Genomic DNA, 26418 nt, shown 5'->3' with positions numbered 1-26418 from the left:
ATCACTGAAGTCAAAATTTCAAAATGCCGGACTTCCCGCGCCGCACGTTCGACGCCTAGTATGCGGCGATGAGGTTTATCGCCGACGGTCCGGAACTACCCGACGAACTGCTGACCGCGCGTGACGCTGGACAGGTCCTGTTCTTCTGCGGAGCGGGCGTCTCACAAGCTGAGGCACACCTGCCGAATTTTCCCAGCCTCGCTGGCCGGGTGCTCTCCTCTCTGGGCTCCGCCCTCGACAGCCCGGCCAGACGACTGTTCTCGGCGAGCCAGGACTTCGAGAAGGCGACCGGCCTGACCGGCGTCGTCGCCACCGACCGGATCTTCGGTCTGCTAGAGCAGGAGTTCTACCCCGAAGAGGTGCGCCAGGCTGTGGCCAAGGCGCTGGTCCCTCCTCAGGGGTATGGGCTCGGCGCCCATCGTACCCTGCTCGACCTGTCACGCGATCCGGCGGGCGTAGTCAGGCTGATCACCACCAACTTCGACCGGCTGTTCGAGGATTGCGACTCCGGGATCGGCTCGTTCAATCCGCCGCATCTGCCCGATCCTCGGCGCCCTACGGACTTCAGGGGCGTCATCCACATCCATGGCCGCGTAGATGCACAGTATAGCCGCGCCTGCGACGACGAGTTCGTTCTTTCGAGCGCCGACTTCGGCCGGGCGTACCTCGCGGATGGCTGGGCAACCCGTTACATCCAGACGCTGCTGCAGCGCTTCAAGATCGTGTTCGTCGGGTATTCGGCGGACGATCCGCCGGTCCAGTATCTTCTCGAGGCGCTCAGCCGGGAGGAGGACAGGCCCGACGACCTCTACGCCTTCCAGTCAGGCAGCGTCGACCAGGCCGCCGCGCAATGGAAGCACAAGGGCGTGCAGCCCATCCCATACGACAGCGCCAACGGCCACTTCGCGCTCTGGGAGACCTTGCGGGCATGGGCGGACCGAGCGCGCGACGTGGACGCCTGGCAGGAGAGCGTCATCGCTATGGCTGCCGCCGGCCCGGCCACCCTCCAGCCCCACGAGCGGGGGATCGTCGCCCACCTCGCGGCGACGCGTGACGGTGCCCGGCGGCTGGCGGACAAGGGAACGCCTCTTCCGGCGGAATGGCTCTGCGTCTTCGATCCGAAGAGGCGCTACGCGCCTCCCGGCCCGCGCGACCCTTACGTTGAGGGAAGCGAGCGCGTCGATCCTTTCGACTCACTAGGTCTCGACTCGGATCGACCACCACCGCCGACCGATCCCGACGACAGGTTCTCCAGCCGCGAGGCTCCGGCGGACGCTTGGGATCTGCTTGCCGCTACCGAAGCCGATCGCGAGCGGCTGGCACCGGACGCGACGGGTCGGCTGCGGGGCCCGGATGCCGGCCGGCCATCGAAGCTGCCAACCCGCCTGTGGCATCTGGGAGCGTATCTGGTCCGCGTCGCCCACGAGCCGGCTGCAGTCTGGTGGGCAACGCACCAGCACGGTCTGCATCCGGACGTCGTGTCGCATCTCGAATGGTCGCTGCGCCAGCAGCAGGATCGCTTTCCGGCGAGCATCCGCGAGGCATGGCGCCTGCTCATCGCCGCGTGGCGCACCGACCCGGTAGACCCCAACCGCCAGCGCTACGACATCGAGGCGGTGGTCGCCCAGTCAGGCTGGTCGACGGCGACGGTCAGGTCGACGATCGACATGTATCGTCCGCTGGTGACCGTCGAGCCGCCGATCCTCGCCCGACTGCCTCCGGGCAAAGAGGAAGGGACGATCAAGAACGTCCTTCGACCGGACGTGAAGTATCCGCGACCGCACGAGCCGCTCGTCATTCCGCCGGAGCATCTCGGCTATGCGCTCCAGCTCCTTCGAGCCCAGATCGAGCACGCTATCGTCCTCGAAAGAGAGATCGGCGGACATGATCGGATATACTTCGACACCACGCGGGCGGACGATGGTGAGCGACCTGACGAGGACGGTTTCCAACTGACTGGCCTCCTCGCGACATTCGTAAACATGATGGTCCGCCTGGCAGAGGCCGACCGCGCGGCGGCGAGGGAGGAGTTCGGCCGCTGGCCGGCCGGTTCGAATCCGGTCTTCGAACGCCTCCGGATCTGGGCGGCTGGCGAGCCCGCGATCCTCGATGCGGATGAGGCCGCAGAGGTTTTTCTGTCTCTGGACGACGAGTCGTTCTGGACCAATCAGCAGGAACGGGACCTGCTGTATGCATTGCGCGACAGATGGGCGGAATTGGATGCGAATAGTCGACAGGATCTAGAGCGCCGCCTGCTGACGGGCTCGTTTCCCTGGCCGGAGTCCCGCGACGATCTCGCTAGGATCGCAGCCCACTACCGTCTTAACCGCCTTCAGTGGCTGAGCGGTCAAGGCGTAAAATTCGGCTTCGACCTAGAAGCCGAGATGACTAAACTGCGCAAGGACGATCCCGATTGGGAGACCAAGTTCGCGGATCGCACGGCGCAGCCGAACGTAGGCAAAGTCCGCCGCATTCCGACCGACACCGACCCCACTCCGCTGGAGGGGCTCCCGGTCGGAGAGGTGCTGGCCGCAGTGCGCGAAGCCTCAGGCCGCGACTTCGAGACCTTCATCGACCACCGGCCCTTCTCCGGCCTGGCCGAAAGGCGTCCCGCATTCGCGCTGGCGGTACTAACCGACGCCGCACGCAAAGGTGAGTTTCCGGCGCGGGAATGGGCCGCTCTCCTTCATGAAACCGCCAAGTGCGAACCCAACCAACGCCTACTGACCGCCATCGCGGTGCGGCTCGCCAAGCTCGGGACCGAGAAGGTCGCGGAGCTGCGGCATCCCATCAGCGAGTGGATCCGCGACCGCGCCACCTGGCTGCTGACCAACCTTCCCGACGTGTTCCAGGCAGTGTGGGACTTGCTCGTAGCCGCATTGGCGGCCCACCCGCCGAAGGACCGGTTCAAACGGGCGGACGCCGGATGGGTCGATGACGGTCTCAACCAGCCAGCCGGCCGCATGGTCGACGCCCTCTTCAAGGATGCGTCGAAGGTAGACTTCAATTCAGACAAGGGGCTGCCCACCGAGTGGAAGGCCCGGCTCGATCAGCTCCTTGCGCTCCCCGGCGACGCGCGTCGGCACGCGATCGCCATGACGGCGCCGCACTCGAACTGGCTCTACTTCATCGACTCGGACTGGACCGAAAGCCGATTGCTGGCCGTCGCTGACGGAGACGATGCCGACGCCCAAGCCTTCTGGGGAGGGTATTTCTGGGCGGCTCGGACGCCGCAGCTCCCGCTCTACACTTGCCTCAAGCCTGCCTTCATCGCGCTGGCGAGATCGGGTTCAAAGCGCCGGGACCACGCCAACAAGCTCGCCGGAATGCTGCTCGCAGGCTGGGCCGGCAGCGACGACCCCGCCGGAGAGGACGCGCTCATCCCTGATGTGGAACTGCGCGAGGTGCTGATTCACGGCGACGACGAACTGCGGACCCAGATGCTGTGGTATCTTCAGCGGTGGTCGAACGAGCCCGGCTCGAAATGGGGCGACCGGATCCTTCCCTTCCTCGAACGCGTGTGGCCACGGCAGAGGTCGGTCCGGACGCCGCAGACTTCCGGCCGGCTGGTCGACATGGCATTGGCCATGCCGGAGAGGTTCGTCGAAATCGTCAAGGTGATTCTCCCACTCCTTGATGCGGTCGCGGGATCGTCTGTGCGGATGGGCCACTTTATCGACCTGGAAGAAGGGATCGCCTCCCAGCATCCGCGCGAGCTGCTCGACCTCTTGTGGAAGGTCCTTCCCGAAGATGCATGGCTCTGGCCATACGAGACACGTCGAACGCTCGACGCGCTCAAAGCGCAAGAAGTCGTCCGAGATGATACAAGGCTGGCCGAGCTCTCCCGGCGCGAGCAGAACAGGTAGCTATCCCAGCGCCACGAGAGACGCCCGACGCGGCCAATCTCCAACGGAAACACGGCTGTAAGCGGATCACCGGGCAGCTCGACGTCGCCATGAGCTCCGAAATCGCCGATGGCGCCAGCGCCACGGTGTTTCTCGCCGGTACGCGGCCACCTAGTCGCGGGCCTTGGACCAAGCGTTTCCGTTCTGCTTGGCCTCGACCTTGATGGACTCCACTCGGTAAGGCGCGCAGGCGACGATCTCGACGGCGTCGGGATCGAAGATTGCTATGTTGAATCCGCGCTTCTCTCCGTCGTCGCCGAAGTGACTCTTGTAGCCGATCGCGTCGTATCCCTCGCTCCGGAACAGCTCGGCCAGTATCTGGGTCGACGCATAGTCGGCGCGGTCGTCGGTCGACGTGACTGGTTCCGAAAAGGCGTTGTCGATGTCGATCCAGACCGCCTCCTCCTTTTCTGCCGCCGTCAGATTCGGGCCGCCCATAACATGCCGGAACACTGGTCCGGCGAACGAGGTCCTGCCGTGGCCCTTCGTGAGGTCGAGCGCCCGAATAGGCCTCAGCATCCGGCACCAGGCAAGCGAGACGTCTGCGCCGATCCAGGGCCTCACCTCCGATATCGCCGTCTCGACGGTGGTGCCCACGTACAGCGCAGGTATGCCGGTAGGGTTCGCTCGTCCCTCACGGGCGCGATCTGTGAGGGGCTTCATCCGCTTGGCTCCGAATCCGGCAGTCTCCTCGCCCGTCCAGTTGCCGTCCTCGTCCTTCTGGTCGAGGAAATCGACGCCGAGCTGCGCGCGGTAAAAGGTCCGCCCCTTCTTGAAGTGCGCGTCCCGGTCGTGGCTCGTGGCGAGCACCGTCTCCAAAAAGGCCCTTTCCTCGTCGCCCCAGACGTAGCGGCCAGTGAACCGGACGTGCCGCGCGAAGCGCGAGAAGCTGTCCCACCGCGCGAACTCCGCAGCCCTATTCTCGCGGTCCGCCATGCCCATCTCCCGATCCTCGCGTCGTACCAGCGCCTTGTATTTGAAGTGCGCCCGCCCGCTCCTAAATTCGAGCGATGACCGCTCCGGACCCGACCTACAACCTCTCCGCCTTCGCTGATCGCCTCTTCGCCGAGAAGCGGCTCCTCCCGCTCGCGAACCAGATCCGGCGCGCACGCGACCTCCATTCGCTGTCGACCGATCTCGTGATGGCAATGGAGAGCATCGATGCGCTGGAGGCGGAGCTGACCGTTCCGGCCGATCCCGACGACCACCGCAAGCTCATCACGGAGTCTGCGCTGCTCAACAACGCGCTCGTGCTCTACGTCCGTGCAACCAAGACAGAGTCGAAGGAACGAGGCGGCTTCGATCTGCGAACCCGCTTCGGCGACGAGGAGAAGATCGTCCACAAGGAGCTGAGCGATCTGCGCGACAGCGCGATTGCCCATTTCGGCTCCGGCGGAAGCTACGGCGGCGAATGGCAGGCCGAGCTAGTCATCCTCCAGTTCAGCGGGGCGGAAGCAAAGGTCGGCGTGGTGACCAGGCGGCAGACCGTGGATCGAAACCTCGTCCGGCGCGCCCGCCAGCAGATTGAGACCGCGTTGAGCCTTATGCGTGCGGTCTACTACGAGAAGTTGGCAGAGATCACCGCCTCGATCGAGGCGGAGGCCGCCGCCGACGCGAAGTTCTCGGAAGAGATCCACCGCCACCCGCTCAATCTAGACCTCTTCATGAAGTCGGCCGACGCCGCCGAGGCCGCGCGTGGATCGTTCGGCTCGGGCTACGCGATGGGCAGCGTGAGCCACCGCTAGCCCCTGCGTCCGAGGCTAGCGACCTCGGTCGCGCCGTCGGCATTGGCACGCCGACCTGCTCGCCTTCGTCGAGGGCTGACCAAGTGATCGCCGCTATATGTAGGCTGTCAGCGAACTTTTCGGATGTCCGCTTCCGGGTTGCGCCAAGTCGGCGAGCTATGACCGGAATTAAGGCGCGCTGCTGCCGGACCGATCAAAGGGATAGGAATGGCGGGTTCCGGCAGGAGCGGCCATTCACGCGCCTGCCGTGGAACGGCTTAAGTTGGTCGTGAGCTGCCGCGGCCGACCGGCCGAGGGCAGACGCAGATCCGGCTCTTCAGCGGCGACGTCGCGCTTCTCGAAACCGGTCGTCCGGTAAACCCAGCGAACTAACCTCCTTCGAAGGTGCGAGCTGACCCTACTTTCGAGGACTGTCCCCTGCTAGAAGACCCAAAAGGTCGGATCGCAGTCTCGGAGGCGAAGGCGTTGGCAAAGAATATCCTAATTTTCTCCGATGGAACCGGTCAGATTGGGGGCATCAGGCCTGATCAGAAGCTGTCAAACGTGTATAAGCTTTACAGGGCATTGCGACCAGGCCCAGCTTCATTCATCGATCCGCGGCAGCAAGTCGCATTCTACGATCCCGGACTTGGGAAGGGCGAGGTTAGCGGCTGGACCTTTAAAAGAACAAAGCAGTTTCTAGAGGCGACAGTCGGCACCGGTATCGATACGAATATTATCGACTGCTACGAGGCGATCATTGCCGCCTACGAAGTTGGAGACCGAATCTGCCTTTTCGGTTTCTCGAGGGGCGCCTATACCGTTCGGGCACTCGCATCCGTACTGAACCTTTGTGGGGTTCCCACCCGGCTGCCCGACGGACGGCCCATGCCCAAGTACGGTGCGACCGTCCGAGCCGTTGCGTATGAAGCGGTTCAGAAGGTTTACAACCACGGGGCGGGAAAGCGTCGCAACGCGCAGCCCTACTTCGATCAGAGAGAGGAACTCGGACGCCGGTTCCGCCTTCGCTATGGATCTTCGCAGAATGAAGATCCGGCTGCCCCCCGGGGTAATGTGGAACCGCATTTTATCGGTGTGTTCGACACGGTTGCGGCGCTGGGCAGTAGCAGTCTCAAGTCGATCTTCGGTGCCATTCTTCTGTCGGCCGGCCTGCTCACCGCCGCTTCGTTCACGCTCCATTTCCATTGGATATTCAAGTTGCTGAGTATCGCATCAGTGTCGCTTACCCTTGGATGGCTCCTGTACTTGGCGACCATCCTGCGGAAGAGGTATTCACCGGTCTGCAAGGAACTTGGAATTGATCTTCGTAAGGTACCCAACAGGAACCTGAGCAAGCGTTCTACGAATTGGGCGTTTTGGCATAACAAGAATTACGACAGATTCCTTTCTGGAGAGGTGGCCTACGCGCGCCATGCGATGGCGATTGACGAGGAGCGCGCGAGTTTCCCGCGCGTCGAGTGGGGTCCGAAGGTCACACCCGCCCGTAGGGCGGACCAGAAGCCGAGATGGTTGAAGCAGGTATGGTTCGCCGGCTGCCACAGCGACATTGGTGGAAGCTATACGGAAAGCGAGTCCCGGCTGAGCGACATTGCGCTCGCATGGATGGTCGAGGAACTGCGGGATTGCGTCCCCGAGATTTTAATTAACGACCGGGAGCTCCAGACCTTCGGAGATCACCGCGGCCTGCAGCATGAAGAGCGATATATGGTGAAGGCGCTTGGCTGGCAGTGGAAAAAGAAGCCTCGATACGTTTTCGAGAACGGCGAATTGCATGAGAGCGTATATCGCCGCATCGATGCTGGTCCGGTTCCCATTGTCGACGAGGTAAAGGCTTATCGACCCGAGCAACTGAAGCTTCACACGAAGCTGAGAGCGATCTTGGGGCAGGAAGGTATTTAAGATAAGTGGTCCGACCAAGCCTCAATCGAATAGATGCTGTACCGATAACGGCTGGCGAGCCTGCGCGTACACCGGGCTGCGGCACCATTTCACATTGATGGCTTCAGGACTACGTACTAGCCGGAGTATGGGGAATTCGCTCCCTGCAGAGCGAGATCAGGTCCGTTGGGAGGCCGTCATCCGCAGGCAAGTGTTGCGACGCGCACCGCCTCGTCGACGGTCCCAAGCAGAGCGGAAAAGCTCCTAATCATGCGCTCGCAGTCTTGGAGACCCTCGATCTCTTTTGTGATCGCCGGAATCGCGTTGGAAACTGCCTTGGCGTGGCGGGCTATCTCCTCGGTTTGTGCGGCCAGAAGCACCCGGCCGGTCGATGTCACGCGTGCGTTCACCTCAGCCATCTGCTCAGTTATCGCGGCGATTGTCGCCGCGTCCGGGGCAGTGTCAATCGACTCCTCCAGCCGACGGACTAGCGCCACAAGATCTCGGTGCATTGCCTGCAGCTCAGGATTGTCGCCGGGACGAACCGGTAAGGTGTCAACGTCGCTCATTTCACGTCTCCTGCCTTGTCGATCGCCCGGTAGGTGGCCTCGGTCCGGTTCAGCCGCTCGTTCACGTCCTTAAGCATCTCATCAAACGGCCGCTTCGATCCGTTGGCGGCTGCAGTGTGCGCGTCCGCGAGACCGAGCAGCGATGCGCGCAGACCGGCAAGTGCCGCCAGCTGCGCGTCGCGCCTATCGATACCGGTAAGATAGTCGGCTACAATCTGCCTCTGACGTGCATCGGCCTTCTCCGTGGCGGCTACAGCGTATGTACGTTGATAGACGGAGAGCGCCGTGGTCCAGCTTGACGCTACAGTACCCCGCAGACCTTCCAGGTCGTTCCGCCCGATGGCGTTCGCCATTGCCGTCAGGAGCGCGCGGACGTCCGGGTCTGTCCGGCGCAGAATGTCACGCGTGCTGGCCTGAGCCCGCAGATCGACCAGAGCGCCCGCCAAGGCCGCAAAGCCGGCGGATACGCCGGGGTCGAGATCCGCCGCGGTCGGCCCCGCATTGAGTTGGACGCCCAGCTCGCGGAAGGCCTCAGTCTGTACGCCACCGCGTCCGCGACCACTGAGCGTCGCCAGCAGGTTACCGTAGCGTGCAAGATCGCCAAGCGCACCGCGCCACTTGACGCCGACTTCGGGCGGAACGGCCGCCGGGAAGCGGCGCTCGGACAGGGCGATCGCTCCGGAGCGGACGAAGCGGTCAACCTCGACCGAGCGGGTCAGCCGGTTAGCGTCGGCGAACGTCGTGGCGGCTTCCGTTTGGAGCGTCGAGGCAGCGCGACCAAAGCCGGTCAGATCGGCTGAGGGTGCAGTTGCGCATCCACCGGCAGTCAGCGACAGAAAGAGGCATGGGGTCAGGGCGTGCCCCGGTCGTAATTGAAATCTGATCACGAATTACATCCCAAATCGGGCGATAGGTCACGGAACGATCGCGTCGTTAAGCGGGGAAAGAGACCGAGCCTCGACCTCAACTCGACAACGTCCAGTGACACTCGAGCGCTGCAGTGATCGAGCGACCTTGGCGCCGCGGTGTCCATGATGAAGGCCGCCATGCGGCCGTCCTGCGTCGCGATTACCTTCCAGTAGCCCGAGGGCACTCTGTGGCGCTCATCCGCCTTGGGCAACGGGGGCATCGTACGCTCGAACAGAGGACCAGTCAGCACGTAAACGGCAACATTTTCTAACCGGGCGAGCTCGTTTTCCTGAGCCTCGAGCCGCTGCCATGACGCTTGGTTCAGGCCGGACCCCTGCGGCGTAATGTTGGAGAGGATGTTGGTATCGCTCGCGAACGGCGTACCTGATTGTCCGGCGAGCGGCGCCTGATGACCGCGATCGACCCCCAGCGCCCGCGATGCGTCGTCGTAGTCGGCGGGTTCTAGCGTCTCGTCAGGTGACAGCCACGGGTCTGCGGACCACTTCCGCTCGCCGGAGGGTCCGATGGAGGAGGGCGTCACGCGATACGCAACCCAGTCCGCCATCTTAGTCAGGTCGTTGGACGCAAGCGTGTATATCTCGCGTACGACGATATCATCAATGCCCGGAGCCCCGATCGGGCAGCCGTAGAGGCAGTGGAAGGTGTGGAGTTCGGCTCCGCCATGCGCAGTATCTGCAGCCGCCACCGAAACTGTGGCCAGGCAGATCGCCAGCAATCCTCGGATCCGGGGGACCGGGCGCAAAGCAGTTGCTATCCACTGCATTCGGAATCCGACCAGTGAGTTCCTTGCTCGCAAGTGCGTTGGCGCGATTTTGGGCTGCTTATCCTCCTTAACGCTGGCAAATGGAGGGCCGATCTCAGCTATCGATGCCAGGCTTGCTCTTATCAGTAGCCTTGCGCCGGGGCGTGGACGCGCGCGGTGTTCGGATCTGCCCCTCATTTGCCTGCGTCTTCCTTGCTGTTCGAGCCTTCTTAGCGATGGTTTTGGTTTCGGGCGCCGCTATATCGTTCTTAGCAACCACGTCCGACTGCTGCCCCTCAACATGCTCGAAGCTGTGCTTCAGTCCAGCCAATTCGACGAGGAAGACGTCATATCGATCGATCGTCAGCGTCTCGTGGTCATCTAGCGCGAAGTCACGCCGCAGTTGCAGCAATCGGGTCCTGACGGCATCGGCTTCACGTGAATCATCCAACACGTCTGCTACGTCCTCAAGAAGGTGGAGGGCCTGCTCGGTCGTCGCGACGTCCGGATGGTCCCGGCGGAAATTGCTCTGCAGGCGATCGACGAGGGAGGATATCCGTGCCTTTGAAGCGTCGCGTTCCGCCGCACGCTGCGTCTCCGTCAGCTTGCGGAACAAGGGCCGCATACGGGTAAGGAAAGCGGCCACGTCGATATCCTCAGCCCCCTCCTTCTCGCAGATCCCGATCACCGCACGCGCGAAACCGATCTTGTCTATGTGCCTGCCACGTGCCTTCGCCAGCGTGTTCAAGGCATCGAATACCGACTCGTCGGCGGACAGCGTCGAGGGAAGCTCCTGAATCGTGAAGGCTGCAGGGCGTTCGCCACGAAACTCCTCGATTTCGAGAAAATACTCGTTGGCCGCCCGAACGGCCAGCGGGGTCGGAACGAGATCCTCGATCTCGACCGGGACACGTCCGTTAACATCGGGCTCGACCGCAGTCGCAACGTCCAAAACGTATTCAGGCTTGATAAGGCGTCCGATCCGCTTCTCGCCTCCCCGCAGTGCCTTCGCGGCGTCTCGGCCCGCGGGGTCGGCGTCTAGCAGCGCGATGACCGGCGGCTTCTCGGTGTCGCGTCCACGTATGAGGTAAACGGTGTAGGGCATTTGCCCGGCGGAGCCGCAGGGAACGATAACGATCCGGTTGAGGTCGAGGCTGTCACCGCGGCCTGGACTAGCTCCGGCGCGGATCAGACGCGATGCGCCGGCGAGCAGGACTTGGTCGGCCGCTCCCTCCACTAGGAGATTGCAGGAGCCAATGAACGCGGTCTCACCCACGAACGCGCCGAAGGCCGAGCGAAGGGGTTCGTAGTGGTTACGTGATGCGTTGCGGATGACGCGGGTGCCTTCGCTCGCCCGCCCCTTCTGAAGGACGCGGATCCGCTCGGCGCGATTTTTATCGAGAAGGAAGGGCGAGTGGGTGACGTAGATGACCTGGACAGGCCGCGTGTCGCCCTCGGGATGGGCAAAGTTATCGAATATCTTTAGCAGATCCTGCTGCGCCTCGGCTGAGAGGAAGGCGTCAGGTTCGTCCATCAGCAGAATCTCAGCACGGTCAGCCGATGGCTCCCTCGTCTGAGCCTGGATGAGGTAGGAGAGGAAGTACTTGAGGCCGTGGCTCCGCTCCGCAAAAGTGTACTCCGTGCCGGTGCGGTCCTGGATGGTGAACACCAGGTCAACGTCGCGCGGCGACACCTTGATTGCGAAATCGCGGTCCTGCACCCAGAATTTAGGAAAATTCAGGTGACGCGCCAACTGGTGGTTGATCCTCGCGACCAGAGCGTTGGCATGTCCGTCGTCCCCGTCGTCGATGGCTTTGGCCAGGTCTGCGAGCCTCTCCGGGTCGATCAGTGCCAGCCTAACGAGCAGGTCGCGGGCGAGACCGAGCGCCTTCGGGTCCTCGTCCGCGACCGCTGCTCCGCGAGAAGTGCGGTAGCCACTGATCCGGGGAAACAAGGTCGAAGCAATGCCGGCGAACTGCTGCGCGTCGGCAGGAAGGTTGTCGAGAACGAAGGCACCCGCCTCCAACAGGGCCGCACGACCTCGCCTCGTAGCAAGCGCAGAAGAGGGTTCGATCTCGTCACGTAGCCATGCCAGCGGAACTGCGTTCGGCAGTCCCACGCCGGCCTTGATCTCGAACGGGAGTGGTAGGAAGTCGCGACCGAAGCTTCTAGCGGCCGCACCAGTTAACCCAACTTCCGTCGGCGCGCCATTCTTCCGCGGAAAGAATAGGCGAAGCACGTCAGGACCTTCACGAAACATGTGGAAGGTAGAAAAGTCTGCGGGCGCCTCGGGTGCCGCAGATCTCAGTGATGCGACCTCCTCCGCGTTCAAGGACGACCACTTCAGACCGAGATGCGGCCAGGACGTCATTCCACGTTCGACGCTAAAGAATGGGGAGTAGCGGCAGAGATCGCGTTGCTCGATGTCGTTACCCGTGATTGCGCTTTTAATAGCACCGAGGAGGTGGCTCTTGCCGGATTCATTTGCACCGACGACGGCAGTAATGCGCGGATCGATGGCGATCGTGACGTAGGGGTAGAAGTCCCCGGCGATCAGATCCCAGGCTTCCGGCTTCGCTCCAGGATGCGATTTGCGAACGCTGTCGAAGTTGAACGACTTGTAGAACCGGGCATACACGGTTTCCAGACGCATCGGCGACCTCTCGGCTTTATCGGATCGCTATCGTATCCGCTTTCAAAACGAAAAGCGAACATGCGAGCGGAGGGGCTTGCCATGCGGCTTATAGGACGTGCTAGGTCCAGCAGATGGATCGTCGCGATAAAGATAACGCGGCAAAGGTAGCGTCGGGCAAATCATGGCGGGATGAGCTCGCCCAACTCGCGCTTAACCTTCGTCGTGCGGTGCCGGGCGGGGCGCGGGTACTGCTCCATGGCTCGGCCGTCCACGGCGTCGATCCGGGCGACGTCGACCTCGCGATTATCGTGCAAGACGGCACGGACCGGTTCGAGGCGGTAAGGACGATGGCTGGCTTACTGGCAGACCGCTCTGTTGCGACCGGTGTCCTGCACACGTGCTTTCCAATCGAGGCATCGTCCTGCTCGTCCGCGGTGTCGCAGTACGTCCGGAACGTCCTTCTCGACGGCAGAGAGCTTTAGGGTGCCGAGCGCAACTGGGGGCGAGGCTGGTTGGACTGAAGCCGCTTTGGTTTTACGCCGGGCGGGCATGTTGACCAAAGCAGTCGCACTCGATTGGGTGGCCCTACGCGCCGCCCTTTTCGACTGGCTCGGGTCGGCCGGAGTGGCATACGATGGGACACGTGAAGCAATGGTCGTGGGGATGACAGCGCTTGGCGGCAAGCTCGCGGCTGACCTGGCTTTCGTCTACCACGTGGCGACGATGGCAGAGTGGGACGCGACCTTCGGCGTTACCGAAGCGCAGGCGCGGACGGTAGCGGACGCTTGCGCGCGCGTGAGCGCTGCGTTTCAGTCCGGGTCGGAGCACAAGCCAGGGTGATATATGACGAGAACCACTTCCGCGCCGCGATCGACGAGATCAAGCGCCACCTGGAGGACACCGAGACTTCTAAGCTCGGCCACTGGGCGGCCGCGCGACGCTACGAGAGGGTGCACAAGCTCGCGCTCGGTCTTCCCGCCACCGTGCTCTCGATCGTACTCGCCTGGCTCGTTTCAAGCCAAACCCGCACCGTCCTGCCGGCAGCGGGCGTAGGCAGCGAGCTGATCCGCAACATTCCCGTATTCATCAGCCTAGTGGTTTCGCTCCTCAGCGGGATGACTGCCTTTCTCAATCTCAGTGACCTGGCGATCCGCCACCGTACGGCAGCGGAAAACCTCAACGCACTGTGGCGCAACTGCCGCAACTGGGAGACGGATTTCCCGGACACCTCGTTCTGCGAGGCAGCGGTAAAGGCGGTGCAGGGCTACCGGGCTAGGCTCAATGACATCAACGGCGACGCACCACAGATCCCTAAGTGGGCGTGGAGGGCCACGCGCAGGCAGCGTGAGGAGGGCTCGGTGTCATATAGGGGTGAACAGCGCAGGTCCCCCCCGGGGTTCATTGCGCGGTTGTTCAGCCGCAAATAGCTCTAAAAAAATGGCACCACCTCAGAAAGCCTGCCTTGCAGGGGTGAGCTTTTGCGGTCACCAATGACCACGCCCGTTGTTCAGGATGACGCATGAGCGAGACGCCTACTAGAACCGCCATCCAAAATGAGCTTCAGCGTATTGAGGAAGACTGCATCCATTCTGGCAAAGCACAATTCAACGCCGGCGTGCGGTGGAGCCGATACCATTTATTCCTTGGCGTTCCTGCCGTCATTCTCAGCGCTTTAGCGGGAACGGCCTTTTTCAAAGACCAACCCGAGATCGCCGGAGTTATGTCGACAATTGTTGCAATTCTGACTGCCTTATCGACCTTCCTTAAACCTTCGGAGCGGGCGTCATCGCACAAGGGGAGTGGCGACCAGTACCTTACGCTCCGCAACGATGCGCGCGTGTTGCGCACAGTTAAGCTCGACGCCGCCTGCGACGATGCAGCCGCGATCGCGAACCTCGACGAGATCACCAAACGCCGCAACGAACTCAACCAAGCTAGCGCACAGCCGGCGCGCCGCGACTTCGAACTTGCTCGTAGAGGCATCGACGAAGGCGAAGCCGCGCATCGCGTTGACAGGAAAGACGCCTGATGTCCGTTCTCACTTACCTTCAGAACCGAGCCAGCAGTGCGGTTCTGTCCGCGACCGAGCAGACCTCGATTAACACGTCGATCAGCACCCTGTCATCGCGCCTCAATTCCCACTTCGGCTCTACGTTAACGCAGCACTTTCGCTTCGGATCGTCGACCCGCGGCACCATCCTGCCCCGCGCCATGGATGAGCATTCCGATATCGATTACATGATCGTGTTTAGCGAAGGCGGCTACACGCCGCAGACATACATCGATCGCCTCCGGCGCTTCGCTGACGCTTATTATTCGTCGTCCGATATTAAGCAATCGTCGCCGACGATCGTCTTGCAGCTCAATCACATCAAATTTGATCTGGTACCGGCTCTGACGGACACATGGACCAGCGCTTACAAAATTCCCGACGGCGCATCGGCTTGGCAGAACACCAATCCTAATGACTTTAATTCGGCGCTTACCGCTAAAAATCAATCTGAGTACGGCCTTATCAAGCCAACGATCCGCCTTGCCAAATTCTGGAACGCAAAGGCCGGATATGTCTTTGACAGCTACGCCTTTGAAAAGTGGATAGTTGAACAATATTACTATCTTGCGTCTAATGAAAAAGACTATCTTTTTTCGATTTTCGACAAGCTCGCTGCCAACCAAGCAGCGCAGTGGCGGAATGAGCGCATTAACCGCGCTAAGGAGATCGTCGCGAAGGTGCGTGAGTATGAGCGGGATAACATGCCCTACACCGCCGAAAGCGAGATTAAGAAGCTCATACCGGAATGAACATCGCCCGTGCTTTCTTCGTGAAGGATCATCTACTTATCCTCGGATTCTGGAACTAGCGAACGCCCCTTTTGCTATTTTTACTTGGCCCGAAGCTGACAAAGTGCTTTTGACCCATTATTTAGATCATAGCTAGATGGATGACAGGCGGCTATCTGGATAGGCTCGGGTGCCTGAATGAGCACAATTGAGCGCTAGGCGGCCGACTGAGAAACCGTGAACGAACGGCTCCTTACCGATGTGTGCTGCCCGAAAACGGCCGGGCCGCTTTCCACCCAAAACCAGCGTTCCGGCGTTACAAGAAGCGGGACATACGTGACTACTCGAAGCTCCGCACTTCCGCGGCAAGCCTGTGTGCGCTTTCACGTCACGGTCTCGATCGAAACACCTTATCCCGCACCTGAGATAGCCCATCAGTCTCGTCTGACCAGCTTAGCCATGGTCACGCTTCCTTCATTCCATTCTGTCATTTTCGGATCAAACATCGACGGGTGAGCCATGGATGACGAGTTCGAGACAATTGCGTTGCCGCAGCTGGAGGGCATGCCGCAGGCGGCGCGCGACGCACTGCCGTTCGGGGTTGTTGGCTTCGATGACGCAACGGTTGTTCACATCTACAACGCGACAGAGGCGCGGATGTCGGGGCTCGACCCGACATCGGTGATGGGGGTGCCGTTCTTCGACGCGGTCGGTCAGTGCATGAACAACTTCATGGTCGCGCAGCGGTTCGAGGATGAGACAGCGCTCGACGAGATCATTCCCTACGTGCTCACGCTCAGAATGCGACCGACGCGTGTCCGGTTGCGCCTGCTGGCGGGTCCCGCGGCGCGCTACCGCTACGTCCTGATCGAACGGTGACGGCGATGGGAGACTCGGGCGAGCAGCGGCTACTAGAATTTCTCTACGCGTGTCCGGTGGGGCTGGTGGAATGTGATGCCGTCGGCAGCATCGCAATGGTCAATCCGCACGCGATGCAGCATTTGTTCCCGCTCGCCGGCGAGCGGGACATCGACAACCTGTTCTCGATCCTGGAGCGCCACGCGCCCGAGATCCGCACCATGGTGGCGGATCATCCCCGCGACACCGGGCGCGTCTGCGACGGGCATCGGATCACCGTCGATCTGGGCAATGGCCGCGCGGGTTCAGCACCCAAGGTGCTCGCCTGCTCAGTCGTAAAGCTCGGCCCAGACCGGCTGATGGCGACGATCGCGGACATCAGCGCACAGGTGGCGCAGGAGCAGCGGCTGCGCCAGGCGGATGCGTGGTTCTCTACCCTGCTCGACCGGATCAACGACTATGCCGTCGTCAATTTGTCCACGGCGGGTTTCATCCTCACCGCGAACGAGGCGTTTGCACAGCAGACCGGGCGATCGTGCGCCGAAGTCATGGGGCGCGACCTCGGCGACATCCTACGCTGCGAGGGCGGGGCTGATCCGGCCGCGCTCCACGACCAGTTGGCGGTGGCGGCGCGTGACGGGTGGCACCTGATCGAGGGATGGCAGTGTCGCGCGTCGGGCGAGCGTTACTGGTGCCAGCGGCTCGTGGTAGCCCGTCAGGACGCCGAGGGAGCCGGCCCAGACGGTTTCTCGGTCGTACTGCGCGATGTGCCGCGGCGCGGCGCGGTGACGGAAGACCTTCGCCGTCTGCTTACCTGCGATCACCTGACCGGGGCGGCTAACCGGATGCATTTCCGCCAGTGCCTAGACCGGATGCACACAGGGTGGCAGAGCACCGCGCGCGGGGCGGCGCTGGTGATGCTTGACCTCGATTATTTCAAGCGCGTCAACGATGCTTACGGCCACCCAGTCGGCGACGAATTGCTCTGCGCCGTCGCGAAGGTTTGTATGGCACTGATGCCGCGCGGCGCGACGTTCGCCCGCCTGGGCGGTGAGGAGTTCGCCGCGCTCCTGCCGGATCACGACGGTGACGCCGCCGAAGCGTTGGCGGAAGCGATGCGCCGCGAAGTCGCCGCCATCGTTGTTCCTGTCGCTGGCGGGATCCTTAAGGCGACCGCCAGTCTGGGCTGCGCGACGCTCGCCGAAGCAGACGGCAATATCGACCGGCTGATCGCGCTTGCCGACGAGCGTCTCTACGCCGCCAAGCACGAGGGGCGGGACCGGGTATGCGGCGCCCGCGCACTCGCCGCGTGAACGGGCGCTCGGTGTCCACGCAGCTTCATCCGGCCGCGATCGCGCGGATCGTCCAGGCGGTCGTTCGCGCTGAGATCGTGCGCCTGCGCGGCGGGCGCGAGGACGCCTTGCCGTCCGGCAGCTGGGCAACGGACATGCCGCTCGGCGACGGCGGGCTGGGACTCGATTCGCTGGCGTTCTTCGGCATACTTGCGGCGCTGGCAGAGATGTTCGATCTCGATGCCGCCACGCTGACGGAGCAGCCGCCCGAGCAAATCAGCGATCTGCTTGCCTGGGTCGCGCGCGCGCCGGGCGGCGCGTGGGGGGCGATCACCGTCGCGACTTCGGGTTCGACCGGACGCCCCAAACGCTGTACTCATGTGCTCGCCGACCTGCTGGATGAGGCCGCCTATTTTGCTTCGATGGTGGCCGGACGGCGCCGCGTCGTAGCCATGGTGTGCGCCGATCACCTCTACGGACTGATCTGGACCGCGCTGCTGCCCGCCGTAGCGGCGCTGCCCGTAGTGGAGCGGCGGATCGGTGCGCGGCTTGATCTCCTGCCCGGCGACCTTGTCGTCGCGGTGCCCGATCAGTGGCGCGTGCTGCCGCGGCTCGCCGGATCGCTGCCAGCGGACGTGTGGGGCGTCAGCTCCGGCGCGCCGCTTCCGGGGGATGTCGAGGCGGCGGTTCTAAACGTCGGTATCGAGCGCCTCCTCGACGTGTACGGAGCGTCGGAATTGAGCGCGGTTGCGGTGCGGGTCGCGCCCGACCCCGACTACCGGTTGCTGCCGCGCTGGCGGCTGGCTGTCGGCGACGACGCGGTAATCGACCGCCATGGCGAGCACTGGCCGCTGCCCGATCGCGTTACCCGCACCGGCGAGCGAGCGCTCCGCCCGGTCGGGCGCCGCGACGCGGCGGTTCAGGTCGGCGGGCACAATGTCTGGCCGCAGCGGGTAGCGGAGATGTTGCGCGCCGTGCCGGGCGTCGCTGATGCCTCAGTAAGACTGGGCGCCGATGCGCGGCTCAAAGCTTTCGTAGTACCTGACGACGGCATTGATGCGCGGGCTCTTGAACGATCGCTGCAGGAAAGAGCGGCGCTGATGTCTGCGCCCGAGAGACCGGTGCGCTACGCGTATGGCGCGGCGCTGCCCCGCACCCCGATGGGAAAACTGGCGGACTGGTCTTGAAGCACTCTCCCGTTATCCTACGGCGGCATACAATTCGATCATCGATCGCGAGTTCCCCCAGAACTCGGTTGTTTGCCTCATTCTAAGAACAGCCAACTATTTCTGTTTCACCGCTTTTTTGGTAGAAGCGGCTCGGCATAGTGTCGGCTATGTAGGCTGGCGTTCGCGTTAGCGGAATGTCAGCGTTCCATCATCCCGCGGACGTTTGAAGCCCCTTCCCTGCGTCTGAACGGACGGCAGCTTCCGGAATCGCTATCTGAAAGCGGACCGGCCGCTTCTCCCCCGACACGTAGGCCTACTGATGCCATGCTCTACAGATCTAGTGGCAGTGTTTTTTACCAGATTCCGGCTCGAAAGGCACTGATCAAGCCGCTGCTACACCGACGTAACACAGAGATTTCTTTGGCGCCTCGCAGCCTTGAGAGGGGATAAAATTCATGCCGATTTGGCCTGATTATTAACCATTCTGGGTTAGTCTCGTTTTGAGCCACACCGAGAAATCGCCGGGTAGCAGCGGAGCACTATGTCAAATCGCTCATCACACCTACTCAATCGTATCGCACGGGATGAACGCGGTAACGTCATGATCCTGTCAGCGCTCGGCTTAACCTTGCTGCTGGCGATGGGCGGCGGCGCGCTGGATTTAAGTCGCATCTACCTAATCAAGACGCGCATGCAGCAAGGCTGCGATGCGGGTGTGCTCGCCTATCGCAAATCTATGCAGGGTACGAACGTCATACCGACAACGTATCCAACGGCGCTCGCCTATTTCAACGCAAACTTCTCTCCCGGGCGATACGGATCGTTTAACACGCAGTTTCCGCAGCCCAGCGTCGATGCAAATGTTGTCGTCCACGGGACCGCGTCGACCTCGGTTCCGATGGCAATCATGCAGATATTTGGCTTCAAGCAGGTCAATCTCGTTAGCAAGTGCGACGCGCAGCTGCAATTGCCGAACACGGACGTGATGTTCGTACTCGATACAACCGGATCGATGACCGACCCAAACCCCGGAGATTCGGCGAGCAAAATCACAGGACTGCGCAATGCCGTCCTCAATTTCTACAACACACTGGAGCAGGCGAAGATCGCCGGGACGCAGGTCCGATATGGCTTTGTGCCCTATTCAAATACGGTCAACGTCGGCTTACTTTTACGGCGCGAGTGGCTGGTCGACACCTGGAACTATCAATCCCGCCAGTTCGATCGCCAAGAAAAGGTGCAAACCGGTACGCAGCCAGCGACGATGACCAGCTACTCGGCCTGGTCGCCTTCAACACCCACGACAAGCACCAGCTACGGCGACCCCGAGAACTGCATCGCGCCGGCAAACACGGCCACCAGCACCAACACGTCGAGCTCTGCTTGGGACCCGTCCGCTACCGCGGTCCCACGCTCACGGACCAACTACAGGACCTATGGGGGTGATACCTATTCCGCGTCGGTGAACAGCAGCGGGCAATGCGTGATCACGAAGAACAGTTATCCCAGCACACAGCAGCAGCAAACCCAGACAGTCTCAAATAACCCGAACGCCAACCAGCCAATTTATACGACTTATAATTACTTTTGGTATCGCGCAGTGAGTTATAATGTTGCAGCCTTCAAGGGATCGGCCAGCACCGGATTGATGGCGGGTGCGACCAACGTGTCGATGGCGAATGTCAACGCGCCTTCGGGTTCCGCCATGGTCGGCAGCGATCAGAAAGTATCGTGGACCGCGTCCAATGCCTGTATCGAGGAACGCAAAACGCTGCGGCCCTACGAGACCGGCACCGCCTGGGACATGGATGTCGACAGCATCCCCGACCCGTCCAACCCAGATACGCAATGGCGCCCATTCCTCCCCGCGCTCGTCTTCGCACGTCAGGTCACCACCACGAGCTATAACAGCGGCGCGCCGACGGGTTGGAACGTCGATGCGGTGAACACGACGACAGGCTACACACAGCTCTCCAGCTATACTACCAGTCGCGCCGCCTGCCCGAGCGCGGCGCGCAAGCTGCAGAGCAAGGAGGCGGGCCTAACCGCCAGTGTGGTGCAGTCGTACTTGAACGCGTTGCTTACTCGCGGCGATACCTACCACGACATCGGCTTCCTCTGGGGACTACGGCTGATCTCCAAGGAAGGCATCTTCGGCAGCGAGAACACCGCCGCGCCCGATGGCAGTTCGATCGCCCGCAACATCATCTTCATGACCGACGGCGATACCGAATCGCACATCCAGGACTATGACGCCTACGGCCTGTCGGCGCTCGACCGGCGCCGCACCAATGCCGGGTCACTACCAACCGATAGCGACCAGAATACGATCGTCGAGGACCGGCTGACCAAATATTGCGGCATCGCCAAGAATCAGAAAGGCATCACAGTCTGGGTCATTGCCTTTGGCACCACTCTCACCCCGCTGCTCAAGAACTGTGCGTCGCAGGGGCGAGCGTTCCAAGCCAACAACACCCAGCAGCTTAACGACACCTTCGCTGAAATCGCGGCGAAGATCGCGCAATTGAGGCTGACCAAGTGACGATATCCTTATGCTTGCGGCTGGCGCGATCGGCTCGTGGGGCGACCCTCGTCGAGTTCGCAATCGTCACGCCCGTTCTGCTGTTGCTGCTGCTCGGCGGTCTTGAAACGTGTCACACTATGTACGTCCGCTCAGCGCTGACCGGATCGTTACAGAAGGCTGCCCGTGACCTCAGTCTGGAGGGTGCGAGCTCATCGGTTCGGGTCGATGCAATCACGGCGAGCGTCACTACTGCGGTCCATCAGATCATGCCGGGCGCAGATGTCCGCCTCGTCGCCAAGAGCTACCATGACTATAGTAACGCGGCGAACCCGGCGGAAGAATATAACGATGCTGATCACGACGGTCGCTGCGACCACGGCGAGGCCTTCGTCGACAGCAATCGCAATGGCGCCTGGGACGCAGACGGATCGGTAAGCGGCAGGGGCGGCGCGCGTGACGTCGTCCTGCTGGTTGCTACCGCGAGCTATAATCGCCTCGGTCTGACCGCCCTTCTCCCTTCGGCACGGCAGAAGGTGCTGACGGCAAAAACGCTTATTCGCAACCAGCCGAACGATCAGCAGGCCGATCCGCCCATGGGGTACTGCTCATGACCTTTTCCTTTTCGTTCGCAAAGCACATCAGGCGGGACACGCGTGGCGTCGCGCTGATGGAATTCGCGCTGTGCTTGCCGCTGTTGATAATCGGCTCGCTGTGGCTGCTTGAATTCGGCAATTACTGTATTGTTCGTCAACAGATCAGTCAGCTCGCGCTTCAGATATCCGATAACGCGGCGCGTATTGGAACTCAGAATTCAGTGCAGACCGAGATAGACGAGAAGCAAATCAATGATCTATTCGTCGGCGCAGGACTGCAAAGCGGCCCGCTTGATTTGGCGCGCAATGGGCGCGTCATCCTTACCAGCCTGGAGGTCGACACCGACCAGCCACACGGTCAATACCTTCACTGGCAGCGCTGCTACGGCATGCTTACTTATCCCTCAACCTATGGCAGGCAGGGTGACGGTAAGGGCAATTTGACTGTCACCGGCATGGGGCCCACGAATGCCCGCATCCTGGCAGGATCAAGCGCTCCTGCCATGTTCGTCGAGATTGCCTACCGGTATCAGCCGATCATCTCTGCACGGTTTGCTCCCCCGCCGTTGATGCACGAGATTGCAGCGATGATGGTGCGCGACAATCGCGACATCTCCGATCCAGGCGTCAATCCGGTCAACGGGGTCACCGCCTCTAGCTGCTGACTAACGCTCAGTGATCGGTTGACCCTTAAGAAAAGGCGTTTGTTCAAGCTACAATGGAGCGAGCCGCGCTGTCTGCTGTCCCTAAGTCCCTTCCCTGCCGCGTTAACCAACGTCCGCTACTTCAAAATTTTCACACGAAAGCGGCCATCCCGCTGTCCACCAGAAGCGTTCCTCTCCCCGCCTCTGAGCGAGCGTCCGTTCAAAACCATCGCTGCCGCCAACCCGACAGCCGCTTTATCCACAAGATCACGATATGAAGAGTGCGAAGCGCCAGGTCGACGAAGATGAACGGTGAACGGACTCCGAGGCGGAATAGAGACCTTAGATGTCCTTACTGAATCGTGTTAAATAGCAGATGACCCGCTTACAGCCAAGGCACGCCAAGTATAGGCACCTCGCTGGGTGCAGAACGCGCGCTTAGTCAACCTCAACCGTTCCCTCAATCTGGCGGGATACGGAGCAATCCTATCTTGGCATTCCCCGCGTCGGCACGCTCCAGCCGCTGTCTGCGCGCTTCGGCGAAGGGATAGGACTTATTTCCCCAGGCGGTGGCGGGCACCCAGCTCGACCCGCGCGCCCCGCAATAGGATCGATGTCGGCGACGCGCACGCGGCTGTCGCTCCATGAAAACACCCTAGGGCCGTCGGCAAACGTCGCCCCGGTCAGTTCGCGCAGCCGTGACAGGCGGGGAACGCTAGGTCGAGCCCGGCGAGGTCGACGCGCTGGTCCACCGGATCGCCCGGCCGGAGGGCGTTCGTCCAAGCAGCTCGTGATCGACAAGGTGCTGGAGGCGCTGGGCTGTTCCTGGCGCGGAGACGAGTGGGAGGAGGGGGCATCGTCTATTCCGCCTCGGGCTATACAGCGCGTATCGATGCCGCGGCCCCACTCTGCGGCCGGAGCCTTTCCATGCCGCTGGACACGCGGCGGGAGAACGACCTGGCGGCGCTGGCGCGGGCGGTGGACAGCAACACGCTCGCCGTCTGGCTGGTCAATCGGCACCATCCGTACGGCACGGTGAGCACCGTAGGAACATGGCATGCATCCATGACCGAATTGCCCGGGCTTACGCTGGCGGCGGTGAACGAGGCGTTTCAAAGATCTGACGACCTGACCGGCCGGTAGGCGATCCGCCACGCGCGGGCGAGGCGCAGCGTGCTCGTGTTCCGCACTCGCTAAGATCTATGGGCTGGCGGTCCTCTCGGTCCGCTATCCGATCACGCAGGTGCCTCTGACGAAGGCGTTGCTGGCGGCGGGGATCGGCACGCCGCGCTCCTTCGTGATGCCAAGTCTTGCGTAGACGAAAGCCACGGGAGGGATCAGCCTCATGTCGCCTTCGTGCACGCAGAGGCGGCCGCGGAGCGCTGCCGGGTCCATGCGGCGCTTGACTTGCTGTCGCTTCGCCACACGAGGCTCGCGGCAACTTCTTTTTTCCTCCGCACGCCGCCGGTGGGTCGCGTCCATGCCGCGGCGGCGGCGGGCACCGGGATCACGCACTCGTTTACGCCACTGAACGACTGGGTCCGCGTGACGATCGGCCTGTCTTCCGAGAATGACCGCTTCTATGCCTCGCTGCGTGGCGTCGTCCGTTGAGTGCTACTGCAGATCGATCCCGGCAAGCCAATTAACAGCAATCGATGTCGCTTGCCCAGAGGTGCGCTCAACGCATCAAGCCCTTAGATGGATGACATTTAATCACAAACCTGACCAATAACACTGACCTGTCATTAGCTCGATTAGACGGTGATCAAGCGTCTCTGCCGATCCGGGATCGTATCAGCCTGCAGATAGGCCGCGTCGAAATCGCCCACACGCGCCAACTCTGCCCAATCGTAGATGACGACACGCCCAGATCGTACCAAAACCAAGGCCCCCAGCGATTTCAACGTACGATTCACGTGCACCGATGTCAGCGCCGCAGCATCACCCAGTTGTTCCTGCGTCACGTCTAGCGGATAGTCCAGAACCGGATCACGACCCGTACTCAAGCGAAAAGCCATCTCACAAAACATATGAGCCAGCCTGGCGCGTGCATCCCGTCGCCCGACGTTGACGACCCACTGCGTCAAGATGGCGGCATCGAGCATGCAGTCGCGCCAGCATGCCTCCGCAATCCCCGGAAAGCGCGCCGCCAAGCTACGGATCGCCCCCTTAGAGATAAGCAGGATCGTCGCGTCGGTCAGTGCATTCAGACCGCCGACGGCAATGGGTCGTACTACGGAATGCAGGTCCGCCATGTCTCCGGGAAGATGCAGCGCCGTCGTCTGCCGCGCGCCACCGTCGGTCTGGGCGAACCGGGCCACGATGCCTGATGCTATCAGGCAGACGTAGGGCGTTACCTCGTTGACGTAGGCGAAGTCATGCCTCGCCTTCACGTCGACCGCCTGAGTTGGCAGAGCAAGGACCGCTTTCCGCTCGTCCGCCGTGAGAATCGAGCGACGCGTCAGACGATCAAGGAACAACTGAAGAGGGTTGCTATCCGCATGACTCACGACCGAACTCACAGATCTGCAAGCGGGAGCTTAGAAGGACTACCAGTCGCCGAGGCCTGCGGGAGAAAGCCGGCGATTGATGTAAGCTAGCATCAATCAGACCGATTGCCTAATCCGCATCAACTTCATGGCCGATGATGATCAGTGCTCTGAAGGGTGTGACCGCAAGAACCGTGCCGCCTGCGCCAACCACTCGATGCGAGTGATCGAGGTTGATGGGCTTACCTGCCTTCGCTAGCCAAGCCTTGAGGTGGGGTGGACCGGCGGTTGCCTTGACCTTCGCGGTCGCCAGGCCAGTCTAGGCGTCGCCATCTTCGTCGATGACAACGATGTGGTTCTAATAGTTCAGACAAATCTGGCCATCCGGACGGCAGTGCTGATGTCTCGCGTTTGCTCCTGGCGTCGTCGTTCCTCGCCTCCGCCATCCTGCCGTCATGACGGGGCACCGCAAACAGATGAGAAGCCCTCTAAACAGGGAGCCCGGCCTCTGAAGCGTGAGCTTCGGAAGACTGATGGTAATATCGGGTCCGAGGCGAACGTCGAGAGCGAGAGAAACTAGAAACCCGGACCCGCCTCGCCAGTGCCGCTCCCGCATCGTTCCTGCCGCAAGGCAAAGCCTCACCCCATTCGAACCGCGCAGCTAACCGTCGTGCTGCTCTAGATCAGCCTCATTGCGGGGTAACTTAGCTGTGCCGAGATCGTTGATCGGCGTAGCGCAGGACATCCTGAGGCAGGAAAATAGCATGTATTACCACGATTCACGGCTCCAGTATCCCGTCACCGTCGCAAAGCCCGACCCGGCATTCGCAACCATGCTTCAGCAGGCTATCGGGGGCGTGGAAGGTGAAATCCGCGTCTGCATGCAATACTTCTTCCAGGCATGGGGCAATCGCGCTCCCACGACGAAGTATCGTGACATGCTGCTACATACGGCCACCGAAGAGATCGGCCACATCGAGATGCTCGCCACCGCGGTGGCGCTCAATCTCGACAAGGCTCCCACCTCTCTGCAGGAGGAAGGCGCTGCCGACGGCATCGTCGGTGCCGTCATGGGCGGTGGCAACGGCCGCCACGCCATCGAGGGCATGATCCACAAGAACCTGCTATCGGCCGGTCTTGCGGCGATGCCGGTGGACTCGGACGGCGTGCCGTTCAACATGAGCCACATCTATGCCAGCGGCAACGTCGCCGCTGACATGTACTGCAACGTCGCAGCCGAAAGCACCGGCCGGGTTCTCGCGGTGCGCCTGTTCAACGCGGCCCACGACGAAGGCATGAAGAAGATGCTGCATTACATGATCGCTCGGGACACCATGCACCAGCAGCAATGGCTGGCGGTCATCGAGGAGCTGGGTGCGGAATCCAACCTGCCGATCCCCAACAGCTTCCCGCAGAGCATGGAAGACGAGCAGAACAACTACAACTTCTACGCGACCTCTGTGGACGGCACCTTCCCCGAAGGTCGCTGGACGCACGGCCCCTCGATCGATGGCAGGGGCGAGTTCACGGTCTTCAGGAACGAGCCGCTCGGCGAGGAACCGGTCTTGGGCGCCGCTCGCCCTGACAGCGGCGCGCAGATCGATCAGATCGGTTAAAACATGTCGGAGTCGGCGGTGCGCATGCATCGGCGGCTCCGAAAGCCG

The 26418-nt window shown here is 61.9% G+C and carries 22 protein-coding genes; 16 read left to right on the top strand and 6 right to left on the bottom strand.

Features of this window, described 5'->3' with window-relative positions:
• Window positions 1-68 precede the first annotated feature (68 nt).
• Window positions 69-3866, top strand: coding sequence for an SIR2 family protein (locus tag HD841_RS04085; RefSeq protein ID WP_179507582.1), 3798 nt, complete (start codon window positions 69-71; stop codon window positions 3864-3866).
• Window positions 3867-4016: 150 nt separating this feature from the next.
• Here HD841_RS04085 and HD841_RS04080 read toward each other — a convergent pair whose 3' ends face one another.
• The gene (locus tag HD841_RS04080; protein WP_179507581.1) at window positions 4017-4841 is read right to left on the bottom strand and encodes an RES family NAD+ phosphorylase; all 825 of its coding nucleotides are present in this window, start codon (window positions 4839-4841) and stop codon (window positions 4017-4019) included.
• A 74-nt stretch (window positions 4842-4915) separates the two neighbouring features.
• On the opposite strand from HD841_RS04080, the gene HD841_RS04075 reads away from it, so the two are divergent.
• A complete protein-coding gene (locus tag HD841_RS04075; RefSeq protein WP_179507580.1) occupies window positions 4916-5650 on the top strand; it encodes a hypothetical protein in 735 nt (244 codons plus the stop codon).
• 465 nt (window positions 5651-6115) lie between these two features.
• Window positions 6116-7549 carry a phospholipase effector Tle1 domain-containing protein gene (locus HD841_RS04070; RefSeq protein ID WP_179507579.1) on the top strand — a complete coding sequence of 478 codons (1434 nt, stop codon included), beginning with the start codon at window positions 6116-6118 and terminating at the stop codon, window positions 7547-7549.
• 176 nt (window positions 7550-7725) lie between these two features.
• Here HD841_RS04070 and HD841_RS04065 read toward each other — a convergent pair whose 3' ends face one another.
• From HD841_RS04065 to HD841_RS04050, 4 genes are all read right to left on the bottom strand, one after another.
• Window positions 7726-8097 carry a hypothetical protein gene (locus tag HD841_RS04065; RefSeq protein ID WP_179507578.1) on the bottom strand — a complete coding sequence of 124 codons (372 nt, stop codon included), beginning with the start codon at window positions 8095-8097 and terminating at the stop codon, window positions 7726-7728.
• Window positions 8094-8984 (bottom strand): hypothetical protein, encoded by an 891-nt coding sequence (locus HD841_RS04060; protein ID WP_179507577.1) that lies wholly within the window; start codon window positions 8982-8984, stop codon window positions 8094-8096. Before HD841_RS04060 ends, HD841_RS04065 begins: the two co-directional genes overlap by 4 nt.
• Window positions 8981-9742 carry a DNA/RNA non-specific endonuclease gene (locus tag HD841_RS04055; protein WP_179507576.1) on the bottom strand — a complete coding sequence of 254 codons (762 nt, stop codon included), beginning with the start codon at window positions 9740-9742 and terminating at the stop codon, window positions 8981-8983. The genes HD841_RS04060 and HD841_RS04055 overlap by 4 nt, the downstream gene beginning before the upstream one ends.
• 142 nt (window positions 9743-9884) lie before the next feature.
• Window positions 9885-12422, bottom strand: coding sequence for an AAA family ATPase (locus HD841_RS04050; RefSeq protein WP_179507575.1), 2538 nt, complete (start codon window positions 12420-12422; stop codon window positions 9885-9887).
• 113 nt (window positions 12423-12535) lie between these two features.
• Here HD841_RS04050 and HD841_RS04045 point away from each other — a divergent pair, with 113 nt between their 5' ends.
• The 12 genes from HD841_RS04045 to HD841_RS03990 all read left to right on the top strand — a co-directional run bounded on the left by HD841_RS04045 (window position 12536) and on the right by HD841_RS03990 (window position 23876).
• Window positions 12536-12886 (top strand): hypothetical protein, encoded by a 351-nt coding sequence (locus HD841_RS04045; RefSeq protein ID WP_179507574.1) that lies wholly within the window; start codon window positions 12536-12538, stop codon window positions 12884-12886.
• 354 nt (window positions 12887-13240) lie between these two features.
• Window positions 13241-13831: an SLATT domain-containing protein gene (locus HD841_RS04040; RefSeq protein ID WP_179507573.1), complete on the top strand. Its 591-nt coding sequence runs from the start codon at window positions 13241-13243 to the stop codon at window positions 13829-13831.
• Between the two features lie 92 nt (window positions 13832-13923).
• On the top strand, window positions 13924-14433 hold the full coding sequence (locus tag HD841_RS04035; RefSeq protein WP_179507572.1) for an SLATT domain-containing protein: 510 nt from the start codon (window positions 13924-13926) through the stop codon (window positions 14431-14433).
• Window positions 14433-15206 carry a nucleotidyltransferase gene (locus HD841_RS04030; RefSeq protein ID WP_179507571.1) on the top strand — a complete coding sequence of 258 codons (774 nt, stop codon included), beginning with the start codon at window positions 14433-14435 and terminating at the stop codon, window positions 15204-15206. Before HD841_RS04035 ends, HD841_RS04030 begins: the two co-directional genes overlap by 1 nt.
• 498 nt (window positions 15207-15704) lie before the next feature.
• Window positions 15705-16064 carry a phosphonate transporter gene (locus tag HD841_RS04025; RefSeq protein ID WP_179507570.1) on the top strand — a complete coding sequence of 120 codons (360 nt, stop codon included), beginning with the start codon at window positions 15705-15707 and terminating at the stop codon, window positions 16062-16064.
• 5 nt (window positions 16065-16069) lie between these two features.
• Window positions 16070-17356, top strand: coding sequence for a sensor domain-containing diguanylate cyclase (locus tag HD841_RS04020; protein WP_179508089.1), 1287 nt, complete (start codon window positions 16070-16072; stop codon window positions 17354-17356).
• An 11-nt stretch (window positions 17357-17367) separates the two neighbouring features.
• Window positions 17368-18522, top strand: a complete 1155-nt coding sequence (locus tag HD841_RS04015; RefSeq protein ID WP_179507569.1) for an AMP-binding protein — start codon at window positions 17368-17370, stop codon at window positions 18520-18522.
• A gap of 583 nt (window positions 18523-19105) precedes the next feature.
• A complete protein-coding gene (locus tag HD841_RS04010) occupies window positions 19106-21046 on the top strand; it encodes a pilus assembly protein TadG-related protein (RefSeq protein ID WP_257015206.1) in 1941 nt (646 codons plus the stop codon).
• Window positions 21043-21639 (top strand): TadE/TadG family type IV pilus assembly protein, encoded by a 597-nt coding sequence (locus HD841_RS04005; RefSeq protein ID WP_179507567.1) that lies wholly within the window; start codon window positions 21043-21045, stop codon window positions 21637-21639. Before HD841_RS04010 ends, HD841_RS04005 begins: the two co-directional genes overlap by 4 nt.
• Window positions 21636-22286 (top strand): TadE/TadG family type IV pilus assembly protein, encoded by a 651-nt coding sequence (locus HD841_RS04000; protein ID WP_179507566.1) that lies wholly within the window; start codon window positions 21636-21638, stop codon window positions 22284-22286. The genes HD841_RS04005 and HD841_RS04000 overlap by 4 nt, the downstream gene beginning before the upstream one ends.
• A 906-nt stretch (window positions 22287-23192) precedes the next feature.
• Window positions 23193-23408 (top strand): hypothetical protein, encoded by a 216-nt coding sequence (locus tag HD841_RS03995; protein ID WP_179507565.1) that lies wholly within the window; start codon window positions 23193-23195, stop codon window positions 23406-23408.
• A 213-nt stretch (window positions 23409-23621) separates the two neighbouring features.
• Window positions 23622-23876, top strand: a complete 255-nt coding sequence (locus HD841_RS03990) for a hypothetical protein (RefSeq protein ID WP_179507564.1) — start codon at window positions 23622-23624, stop codon at window positions 23874-23876.
• 143 nt (window positions 23877-24019) lie between these two features.
• Here HD841_RS03990 and HD841_RS20935 read toward each other — a convergent pair whose 3' ends face one another.
• On the bottom strand, window positions 24020-24775 hold the full coding sequence (locus HD841_RS20935) for a Crp/Fnr family transcriptional regulator (RefSeq protein WP_179507563.1): 756 nt from the start codon (window positions 24773-24775) through the stop codon (window positions 24020-24022).
• A 743-nt stretch (window positions 24776-25518) separates the two neighbouring features.
• Here HD841_RS20935 and HD841_RS03980 point away from each other — a divergent pair.
• The gene (locus tag HD841_RS03980; protein WP_179507562.1) at window positions 25519-26370 is read left to right on the top strand and encodes a manganese catalase family protein; all 852 of its coding nucleotides are present in this window, start codon (window positions 25519-25521) and stop codon (window positions 26368-26370) included.
• Window positions 26371-26418: the final 48 nt, after the last annotated feature.

The sequence above is a fragment of the Sphingomonas melonis genome (assembly GCF_013409985.1).
GTDB classification, from domain to species: Bacteria; Pseudomonadota; Alphaproteobacteria; order Sphingomonadales; family Sphingomonadaceae; genus Sphingomonas; species Sphingomonas melonis_A.
The sequence above is the reverse complement of the archived record's forward strand: the minus strand, read 5'-3'. Positions and strand labels throughout refer to the sequence as shown.